General features: G+C 67.3%; 11 protein-coding genes and 1 pseudogene. 2 read left to right on the top strand and 10 right to left on the bottom strand.

Annotation, left to right across the window (positions count from 1 at the left end; translation table 11 throughout):
* Together ABWP50_RS07140 and ABWP50_RS07135 are read left to right on the top strand one after the other, a co-directional pair.
* A partial coding sequence (locus ABWP50_RS07140; RefSeq protein WP_353217304.1) for a hypothetical protein occupies positions 1–190 on the top strand: 190 nt, incomplete at its 5' end.
* Positions 191–243: 53 nt separating this feature from the next.
* Positions 244–1,389 carry a sigma-54 interaction domain-containing protein gene (locus tag ABWP50_RS07135; protein ID WP_353217303.1) on the top strand — a complete coding sequence of 382 codons (1,146 nt, stop codon included), beginning with the start codon at positions 244–246 and terminating at the stop codon, positions 1,387–1,389.
* Here ABWP50_RS07135 and fliD read toward each other — a convergent pair.
* The 10 genes and pseudogenes from fliD to ABWP50_RS07085 form a co-directional block, all read right to left on the bottom strand.
* A complete protein-coding gene (gene fliD, locus ABWP50_RS07130; protein ID WP_353217302.1) occupies positions 1,357–2,766 on the bottom strand; it encodes a flagellar filament capping protein FliD in 1,410 nt (469 codons plus the stop codon). The genes ABWP50_RS07135 and fliD overlap by 33 nt on opposite strands.
* A 17-nt stretch (positions 2,767–2,783) precedes the next feature.
* The gene (locus ABWP50_RS07125; RefSeq protein ID WP_353217301.1) at positions 2,784–3,887 is read right to left on the bottom strand and encodes an EscU/YscU/HrcU family type III secretion system export apparatus switch protein; all 1,104 of its coding nucleotides are present in this window, start codon (positions 3,885–3,887) and stop codon (positions 2,784–2,786) included.
* Entirely contained in the window at positions 3,887–4,606 is a 720-nt protein-coding gene (locus tag ABWP50_RS07120; RefSeq protein ID WP_353217300.1) for a flagellar biosynthetic protein FliR, read from the bottom strand. The genes ABWP50_RS07125 and ABWP50_RS07120 overlap by 1 nt, the downstream gene beginning before the upstream one ends.
* Positions 4,603–4,893 carry a flagellar biosynthetic protein FliQ gene (locus ABWP50_RS07115; RefSeq protein WP_353217299.1) on the bottom strand — a complete coding sequence of 97 codons (291 nt, stop codon included), beginning with the start codon at positions 4,891–4,893 and terminating at the stop codon, positions 4,603–4,605. Before ABWP50_RS07115 ends, ABWP50_RS07120 begins: the two co-directional genes overlap by 4 nt.
* Positions 4,890–5,561, bottom strand: a complete 672-nt coding sequence (gene fliP / locus ABWP50_RS07110; protein ID WP_353217298.1) for a flagellar type III secretion system pore protein FliP — start codon at positions 5,559–5,561, stop codon at positions 4,890–4,892. Before fliP ends, ABWP50_RS07115 begins: the two co-directional genes overlap by 4 nt.
* Positions 5,558–5,824 (bottom strand): flagellar biosynthetic protein FliO, encoded by a 267-nt coding sequence (locus ABWP50_RS07105; RefSeq protein ID WP_353217297.1) that lies wholly within the window; start codon positions 5,822–5,824, stop codon positions 5,558–5,560. The genes fliP and ABWP50_RS07105 overlap by 4 nt, the downstream gene beginning before the upstream one ends.
* Positions 5,821–6,120, bottom strand: a complete 300-nt coding sequence (locus tag ABWP50_RS07100; RefSeq protein ID WP_353217296.1) for a FliM/FliN family flagellar motor switch protein — start codon at positions 6,118–6,120, stop codon at positions 5,821–5,823. Before ABWP50_RS07100 ends, ABWP50_RS07105 begins: the two co-directional genes overlap by 4 nt.
* Positions 6,117–6,848, bottom strand: a complete 732-nt coding sequence (locus ABWP50_RS07095) for a hypothetical protein (RefSeq protein WP_353217295.1) — start codon at positions 6,846–6,848, stop codon at positions 6,117–6,119. The genes ABWP50_RS07100 and ABWP50_RS07095 overlap by 4 nt, the downstream gene beginning before the upstream one ends.
* Entirely contained in the window at positions 6,845–7,363 is a 519-nt protein-coding gene (locus ABWP50_RS07090) for a flagellar basal body-associated FliL family protein (protein ID WP_353217294.1), read from the bottom strand. The genes ABWP50_RS07095 and ABWP50_RS07090 overlap by 4 nt, the downstream gene beginning before the upstream one ends.
* A gap of 11 nt (positions 7,364–7,374) precedes the next feature.
* Positions 7,375–8,557: pseudogene (locus ABWP50_RS07085) on the bottom strand (hypothetical protein); the annotation flags it as partial.

The raw sequence follows: 8,557 nt of genomic DNA, 5'->3' as shown, positions 1-8,557 counted from the left end.
CGGAATCGAGCAGCAGGATGCGACAGTCGTTCATGAAATCTCCGGTCCGGCACAGTCTATGGCAGTTTGCGCGATTATAGAAATCATATTGGGGGCAAAAACACTAAAAAAATCAAGCGCAGTCAATAAGAGTGTAGGGGCTGGGAATTGGCGACGCTCCGTTTCCTATTCATCAGCATGTGTTACGTGAACGTTAAGGGTTGCCACATGCGCGGTAAGTCCACACGCTCTATCGATCGCCCAATGGACCGCGTATTGTTCCATGGCGAACCGCAATTGGCCCGGCTGATCGGTGCAAGCCCAGCCATCGTCGCCATTCGCGCTGAAATTGCCAAGATCGCCGATGCCGCTTCATCGGTGCTGATCACCGGACCGTCGGGCAGCGGCAAGGACGTGGTGGCGCAAAAGCTGCATCAGCGCAGCCGGCGGGCAGCGCGGCCCTTTGTGGCCATAAATTGCGCCGCCTTGCCGGCCGATCTGCTGGAATCCGAATTGTTCGGCCACGAACAGGGTGCCTTCACCGGCGCGGTCAAGGCCCGGGCCGGCCGTTTCGAAGCGGCGCACGGCGGCACCTTGTTTCTGGACGAAGTAGGCGACATGCCGATGGCCATGCAGGCCAAGCTGCTGCGCACACTGGAAACCCGGGTGGTCGAACGGGTGGGCGGCATGTTGCCGATCCCGGTGGATGTGCGCGTTGTCGGGGCCACCGGCGTCGATCTGCAAGCCGCCGTTGCCGCTGGCCGGTTCCGTGCCGATCTGATGTACCGGCTGGATGTGATCCATATCCACCTGCCGGCGCTGGCGCAGCGCCCCGAAGATGTGCCGCCGCTGGTTGAGCATTTCCTGGCACATCATCGGCAGCCGGTGCGGTTCACGCCGGCAGCGATTGCCGTGCTGATGGCATGGCCGTGGCCCGGCAATGTGCGCGAACTGCGCAATTTCATCGAACGCGCCTGTGTGCATCACCCCGGCGAGATCATCGGCTCCGAAGGCCTGGCCTGCCTGCTGCGCACATCGCACCGCGATCCTGATCCCGATCCGGAATTGGCGCCAAAGCCAATCAAGCTGCCGCGGATGGCGGCGCTGCACGCGCCCAAATCAAGCCATGCAGCGCCGGCAAAGCAGCTGCCGCAGCTGGGGCCGGACGGCATGGATCTGCGCCAGCATCTGGCCGATCTGGAATGCGCCTATATCCGTCAGGCGCTGGCGTTCACTGGCGGCACCATCGCCCGCACCGCCCGCCTGCTCGGCTTGCAGCGTACCACCTTGATCGAAAAAATGCGCCGTTTCGAGATCGCAGCGCACGCGAACGATCTTGGAGACCGGCCCATCGAGGAACGCGGCGAAGAATGGCGATCAAGCCTCGGCGCGGAACCAGCTATCGACTAGCTGGTTCAACTGCGCGCCCACCGCGCGCGATTGCGCCACCGCCGTATCCATCGCCGAAAATTGCCGCGTCAGCAGCGTGCGCAGCGCCGCAACCTGCACATCCACCTTGGCCAGATCGCGCGTTGCGGCTTCGCGCTGGCGGACCAGCCCGTCGCTGGCGGTGCCCGCAATCTGGGCAATGCTTTGCAGGCGGTTGGGCCGGTCCGCCCGGGCCGCGCCGGTCATTTCGCGCAGCAAGGCTTCGGCATCGCCCAGCCGTGTTGGCGGCAGATTGGCCAGCCGCGCGGCATCCACGGTGATGCTGCCATCGCGCGCCACGCTCACCCCCAGATCGGCAAGGCGCAGGCCATTGGCCTGCGGCACCGCCGCCGTCACCAGCCGCGTGATCCGCTGATCGAGCAGGCGCGCCGTGGCATCGGTGGCCAGCGGCCCCGGTGCATCGCCATTGGCCGATGGCCGCCGAAAATCGCCGATCAACTGGCGCATCGCCTGCAAGGTGCCGGTAAAATCCGCCAGCGCGCCCGACAATGCCTGGCCATCGCGCGCCGCGGTGATCGCCATACCGCTGGCCGGCCGGCGCAGCGTCAGGCGGGCACCGGGGATCAGATCGTCGATGCGGTTGGATCCGCGCGTTACGGCAACGCCGTCCACCGACAATTCGGCATTGCGCGCCGCTTCGCCGTGCACCAGCGTTTCGGCGCCGGGCGTGTGGTTGAACCGCTCCAAACCGGGACCAACACCTGTCGGCGCAGCGCTGATGATGAAGGCGTTGTCCGCCCCTTCCGGCCCGCGCAGCACCAATGTGGCATTGCCCTGGCTGGCGATGATGCTGGCGGTAATGCCGGCATCGCTGGCATTGATTGCCGCCGCCAGCCCCTGCAGGCTGTTGTTGGCTGACGTGATGTTGATATTCACCGATGGTGCCGCCCCACCGGCAAAGCTGAAGCCGCTCGGGGCCAAGGGCGTGCGCCGGCCGGTGATGATCGTCAGCGTGCCTTCGCCAACGGCAGCGCTGGCACCGCCGCTGATGGCCGCGCTGCTCAGGCGCTGCCCCCCGGCCAACACGGTCACCGCCACGCCCGATGCCAGCGCGCCGGCCGGTCCAGTGCCGATCCGCTCGATGGAAATCGCGCTGTCACTGCTGGCCAGTTGCAGCCCAAGCTCCCCGGAGCGCACCCGCGTGTCCAGCGAGGTGGCAATCCCGGTCAAGGCCGAACGCAGCTGCCCCAGCGCCGAAATACGCGCGTTCAGCGTTTCCAGCTTGCGGTTGATCGGCTCGCTTTTCGATGAGCGTTCCACGCCGACCAGCCCGTCAACCAGCGCGCGGCTGTCCAGGCCGGACCCGGCGTTCAGCGCGGTGAGTGCATTGGTGGCCATTGCGTGTTCCTCTGGGCTTACAACGGCAGCGGCGCGCCGGGTTTGCGCGGTTGGCCATGCTCATCGAAATCCAGCGTCGGCGGCACGAACACATCGGGGGTCGCTTCGCTTTCGGGATCATCGAACCGCATCACGAATGCCAATATCGTCGCCACCGCCGGGAACAATTCCGGGCGCACCATCTGCCCGCGCTTCGCGGACCAGAACAGCGCGCGCGCCAGCCGCGGCGTGCGGATGATCGGCACGCCGGCAGTGCGGGCGGCAGCAATCAGCGCGTGGGCCATGTCCAGCCGGCCCTTTTCCACCACCACCGGCGCTTCATCAACGCCAACACGGTAGCGCAGCGCCACGGCAAAGTGGACGGGATTGACGATCACCACCGCCGCCTCTGCCACGCCCTTTTGCATGCGGCCTTGCGCGGCGGCCATCTGCGCGCGGCGCACCGCGGCCTTGAGTTCGGGCGCACCATCGTTTTCGCGCGATTCGCGCTTCACCTCTTCGCGGGTCATCTTCAGGCCCTGCTCGCGTTTCCACCACGCAAAGCCGGCATCGACCAGCGCCACCACCGTCATCAGCAGCGCCGCCGCCAGCGCCAGCCGCAGCAGCGCCGCGCCCACTGCCGGCAGGCTGGCTTCATCGCCGGCAATCAGTTCCGGCAGCAGCGGCAGCAGCACCGTCCACGCAAGGGCCGCCATGCCGCCGATCTTGAGCAGCGCCGTGGCGGCGCCGGCCAGGCCCTGCCAGCCAAAAATCCGCTTGAAACCCTGCACCGGCGACAATTTTGAAAATTTCGGTGCGATCATCTTGGCAGACACATGGCGGGTGGTGGCCAGCGCCAGCCCGAATCCCACCACTGCCACCGCCGCAAACAACGCCAATGGCCATGCAATCGGCATTCGGCGCAGCAAGGCCGCGGCATCAGCGCTGGCCGCGCCGGCCAGGCTGTCGGCCAGAAATGCCGCCATTGCCGCCCACAGTGCCGGCCCGGCCAGCGCCAGAAACAACCCGGCCACCGCAAGGCTGCCCGCCGCGCCGATTTCCTTGGGGGCAAAGACATTGCCGTCTTCCAGCGCCTTTTCACGGCGGCGCGGTGTAGGCAGTTCGGTTTTGTCCCCCGCCATCAGCCCACCAGCCCCAGCCCGCTGGCCAGCGCCTGCGACAAGCGCCCGAGCAGATGATCGAACAGCAGCGGCAGCAGCAGCACAAAGGCCACCAGCAGCGCCGCCGGGCCAACCGCCATCGCCGACAATTGCGGCGCCGCCCGGCTGGCAATCGCCACCACCGCCTGCGCCAAGAGCATTACCGCCAGCACCGGCAGCGCCGCCCGCAGCCCCCACAGGAACATCAAGGCGCCGTGCGCCGCCACATCGCCCAAATCCAGGCTGGCCGCCGGCTGGCCCACACCCACCGCCAGCGCCACAAACAGATCAAGATGCAGATCGCCAATCAGCAGCGCCACCCACGTCAGCGTGGTGAACAGGCCGGACAGCGCGCCGGCATTGCCGCCCGCCGGGCCAAGATTGGCAAATCCCAGCCCGACCATCTGCGCCAGCAATTCGCCCGCCAGCGTGGCCGCCGCAAACGCCAGCGCCAGCCCCATCCCGGCCACCATTCCCGCCAGCAGTTCCGCCGGGATTATCCCGGCCACCAGCACCGGCGCACCCGGCCGGAAGCCGCCAAACAGCGCCAGCGCCGCCACCAGCGCCAGCCGCGCCCGCCACGGCAGGATCGCCCCGGCCAGCGGCGGCAACAGCATCACGCACGCCAATGGCCGCACCGCCGCCAGCGTGAACTGCACAAACCACGGCACCGCATCAAAGGCCGGGAGCGCAAAATTCATTGAATCGCGCCGACCATATCGAGCAGGCCGGTGGTCAGGAAATCCGCCAGCGCCAGCATGGCGGCTTCACCGGCGATGGCAATCACCACCACCAGCGCCGCCAGCTTGGGCAAGAAGCTGATGCTGCTTTCCTGCACGGAAAAAATCGTTTGTATGAGGCCAACCAGCACGGCCACCACCAGCAGCGGCACCAGAAACAGCGCGGCCGTGCCGGCAAACAAGAGCACGGCTTCGCGCGCCAGATCCGCCAGCATCACGTCATCGGGCTGCGCCGCGCCGCTGATCATGAACCGTCCCCAAAGCTTTTGGCCAGTGCGCCCAGCACCAGCGTCCAGCCATCGACCATGACGAACAGCGCGATCTTGACCGGCAGTGACACCGTGGCCGGCGATACCATCATCATCCCCATCGCCAGCAGGATCGATGCCACCACCAGATCGATGACCAGAAACGGCAGGTAGATCACCAGGCCGATTTCCAGCGCGGTTTTCAATTCGCTGGCCACAAAGGCCGGCATCACCACGATCAGCGGCACATCGGCGGCTTGCGCATAAGGCCCGCCGCCGGCGATTTCGGCAAAACGGCTGATATCCTTCTTGCGGGTCTGCGTAAGCATGAAGCGTTTCAGCTCAGCGCCGGCCTGTGCCAGCGCCTGTTCGGCCGGCAGCGTGCCGGCCACCATCGGTGTCCACGCCATATCGTGAATGCGATCAAGCTGCGGTTTCATGACAAACACCGTCAACAGCAGCGCCGTGCCGACCAGCAGCTGATTGGGCGGGCTTTGGCCCAGGCCCAGCGCCTGCCGCAGAATCGCCAGCACGATGGCAATGCGCGTAAATGCCGTCATCATCAGCAGCGCCGCCGGCAACAGCGTCAATGCCGACATCAGCAGCAAGATCTGCAGCGATGCCGTCAACGGCGGCAGGTTCAGCGGCAAGGCCGACACCTCGGTCATTCGGCGGGCAGATCAGACAGCGCGCTAAGCCCGGCGCGCGATTGGCCGATCAGCAGCCGCCGCCCGCCAAATTCCACCACCAGCAGGCGCACACCCGGCCCGATCGGCAGCGCCTGCACCACCTGCGCATGCCGGGCCGGCAGCCGCAGCTGCATCGCCGCCGGCAATGCCAGCCCGGCCGCCCGCCGCTTTAGCCCGTCCAGCAGGCCAGCAATGAACTGGCTGGCAAACGGCAGCCCGCTGCTACCGGCAACCACGCTCACAGCCCGCTGCCCGTCAGCACCTCGGTTAGGCGCACGCCAAATTTGTCGCCGACCGAAACGATTTCGCCGCGCGCAACCAGCCGATCCGAAATCAGCACATCCACCGGCTGATCAACCCGCCGGTCCAGCACATGCACCTGGCCAGCGGTCATGCCGATCACATCGGCCAATTTCAGGCGGATGCCGCCCACTTCGATAGCCAGCCGCACGCTGATGGCGCCAAACGCGCCCAGCCAGGCGACATCGGCCGGTGCATCAACGGGTTGGCCATGCAGATTGCCAGGATCAATGCTCATATACGTTCTCCTTGGGGTTTTAGATCGAGTGCGACGATGCTGGCCTGCTGACGGCCATCCGCCAGCGGCATCAGCGTGGCCAGCGCCAGGCGGTGATCGCCCAGCAACACCGGCATTTCGGCGCAGATATCAAAGCTGATGACGAGGCCGGGCCGCAACGGCAGCAGGCGCGCCAGCGGCACATCGGCTTCGGCCAGGCGCACTGCCAGCCGCATCGGCAATTGCAGCCCGGCGGCGCCCAGTGGCTGCGGCGGCACCAGCGGCACCGGTGCGGCCGGCGCCGGCAACCGCATGCTGCCCACCACCGGATCGCCGGTGCCGGTGGTGACCACCACATCGACAATCAGTGCCGGCCGGCGGGCTTCGGGTGGCCACAGTTGCAACACGGTTGGCTGCAGGATCTGCGCAATCAGGCCGGCATGGCGCGCCGTGGTCAGGCCCGACACATGCGGCACTGGCCGGGCCGCATCACCGCCCAGCCGCATGCTGGCCAGCATGGCACCGATTTCAGGCGCAATATCGGGCGCGCCGGGCAGCAGGCCGCGGCCGGGATGCACGGCCACCACCATGCCGAACAATTCGCCCAACACGTTTTCCAGCGCCAGCATCAGCGGCATGAACGGCGTATCATCGCCATCATCAGGCAGTGCCTTGGCCGATCGTGGCCGCCAATCATCCACGAAGTCTTGCGGCGGCGGCCCTTCGGTGCGGACCAGCAGATTGCTCATTGCACCACCAGCGACGTGAAGAACACTTCTTCCACGATGCCCGGTTCGCCCTTGTTTTTCAGGACGGTGTTGATCACGTCTTTGAGGCGGCTGCGCAGCACATCCTTGGCCGCCGTGCTTGCGATATCGGCATCGCGCGCTTCGCCCAGCGCCGCCAGCACTGCCGACACCACCGCCGGCTTGTGCTTGCCAAACATCGTCACGGCTTCTTCGCCGCCAAACGTGGAGATCGACAGCTTGATCTGCAGATAGCGGCCGGAATCGGCCAGATTGCTCGTAAAGCTGTTGTCCACTTCGACATATTCCAGCGGGCCAGCGTGCGGCGCCGGCGCTTCGGCGTGGCCGGCAGCGGCATGTTCGCCGCCGCCGCCGCCGCCGCCGCCAAATTGCAGCAGGGCAATCGCGGCGCCGGCACCGCCAGCACCGGCGCCGGCCACGAAGGCAATCATCGGCACCAATATGCCCATGATGTTGCGCTTGGGCTTGGCGGGTTTTTCAGGCTTGGCATCGGCCATGACAGGTTCCTTCAGGCAAAACGATCAGAGGGGGACAGGCTACGGCGGGCAGAGACGCCTGGCGGTGTGTTGCCGGCAAATACGGCCGAGACAGGCGACCCGGCGGCGGCGTGCTGGCCGCCATTTCCGCCAGTGCCGGCCGAATGCTGCCCGCTGTTGCCGCCGGTGGCGCTGCCAAAACCGGCAGCGGCCGCAGTGGCGACTGGCTGCGCTGCAACATCGGCGCGTTGGCCGTTGACGGCATAGCTGGCGAGGGCGATGCCAGCGGCGGCAAGATCCTGCGCCAGCCGGGCCACTTCGCCGGCCAGGATCGGCGCAGCCGCTGCGCTGGCAGACAGATTGACCTCCAGGCGATCAAGGCTGCCCGACACATCGACCTGCACGGCGCCCAATCGCTCGGACGCGATGGCCAGCAACGGATCAGGCAGCGCCGGCACAGCGGCCGCGCCGCCAGGCAGCGCTGCCGCGCTGGCCGATGGCGCCGACGCGGTGGGCTGCAATGGCAGTTGCGGCGGTGAAGATTGCGGCGGGGCAAGCTCGGTGCCAGATGCGGCCAACGCCAGTTCGGCCGGCAGCACGGCCGCCGCGGCGGGCCGGTCTGGCAGCGCTGCGCCTGCAACAGGAAAGGCAGGCCCAGATGCTGGCCCAGATATTGGCCCAGACGCAGGAAACGGCGCATCGGCAGAACCAGCCTGCTGGGCAGCAAATTCGGCCGCATCCGCAGCCTCGCTGCGGCCCGACGGCGGCGCGGTGGCTGCGGGTTGTCCGATCGGCTGAAGTGCTGCCGGCTGGGGCAGCGGCAAGGCCGGCAGCAAGGGCTGCAACAGCAGGCCAGCCGGCGGCACGGCTGGCTCACCGGCGGCGGCTGCCCCGGCATAGGAGGATTGGGCGGCACCGGCGCGCAGCCAACTGATGCGCGCCGGCAACGGCCGGATCGCGGCAGTGACCGCGTCGGCAACCGGCGGCATCGCAGCCTGCGCGGGCATGGTTGGCGCGGGCATGACCGGCAACGCTTGCACGTGCAGCAGCATCGGCGCCGGCATCGCCGCTGCTGAGATCGCCGCGATCAATGCCGTGTTGTGCGGTTCCGCCGCTTGCAGCAAGCCCGCCGGCAGCGCCGTTGCCGCGGTCGCAACCGCCGGCAGTGATGCCTGCCAGCCGCGCGGCCCCGGCACTGGCCCCGGCATTGGCCCC

It is taken from the genome of Sandarakinorhabdus sp. (assembly GCF_040398645.1).
Taxonomy (GTDB): Bacteria; Pseudomonadota; Alphaproteobacteria; order Sphingomonadales; family Sphingomonadaceae; genus Sandarakinorhabdus.
The sequence above is the reverse complement of the archived record's forward strand: the minus strand, read 5'-3'. Positions and strand labels throughout refer to the sequence as shown.

Excerpts from the sequence above, each read along its gene's own strand:
- ABWP50_RS07135 (WP_353217303.1), top strand. The coding sequence starts at position 244 with ATGGACCGCGTATTGTTCCATGGCGAACCGCAATTGGCCCGGCTGATC.
- fliD (WP_353217302.1), bottom strand. The coding sequence starts at position 2,766 with ATGGCCACCAATGCACTCACCGCGCTGAACGCCGGGTCCGGCCTGGAC.
- ABWP50_RS07125 (WP_353217301.1), bottom strand. The coding sequence starts at position 3,887 with ATGGCGGGGGACAAAACCGAACTGCCTACACCGCGCCGCCGTGAAAAG.
- ABWP50_RS07120 (WP_353217300.1), bottom strand. The coding sequence starts at position 4,606 with ATGAATTTTGCGCTCCCGGCCTTTGATGCGGTGCCGTGGTTTGTGCAG.
- ABWP50_RS07115 (WP_353217299.1), bottom strand. The coding sequence starts at position 4,893 with ATGATCAGCGGCGCGGCGCAGCCCGATGACGTGATGCTGGCGGATCTG.
- fliP (WP_353217298.1), bottom strand. The coding sequence starts at position 5,561 with ATGACCGAGGTGTCGGCCTTGCCGCTGAACCTGCCGCCGTTGACGGCA.
- ABWP50_RS07100 (WP_353217296.1), bottom strand. The coding sequence starts at position 6,120 with ATGAGCATTGATCCTGGCAATCTGCATGGCCAACCCGTTGATGCACCG.
- ABWP50_RS07095 (WP_353217295.1), bottom strand. The coding sequence starts at position 6,848 with ATGAGCAATCTGCTGGTCCGCACCGAAGGGCCGCCGCCGCAAGACTTC.
- ABWP50_RS07090 (WP_353217294.1), bottom strand. The coding sequence starts at position 7,363 with ATGGCCGATGCCAAGCCTGAAAAACCCGCCAAGCCCAAGCGCAACATC.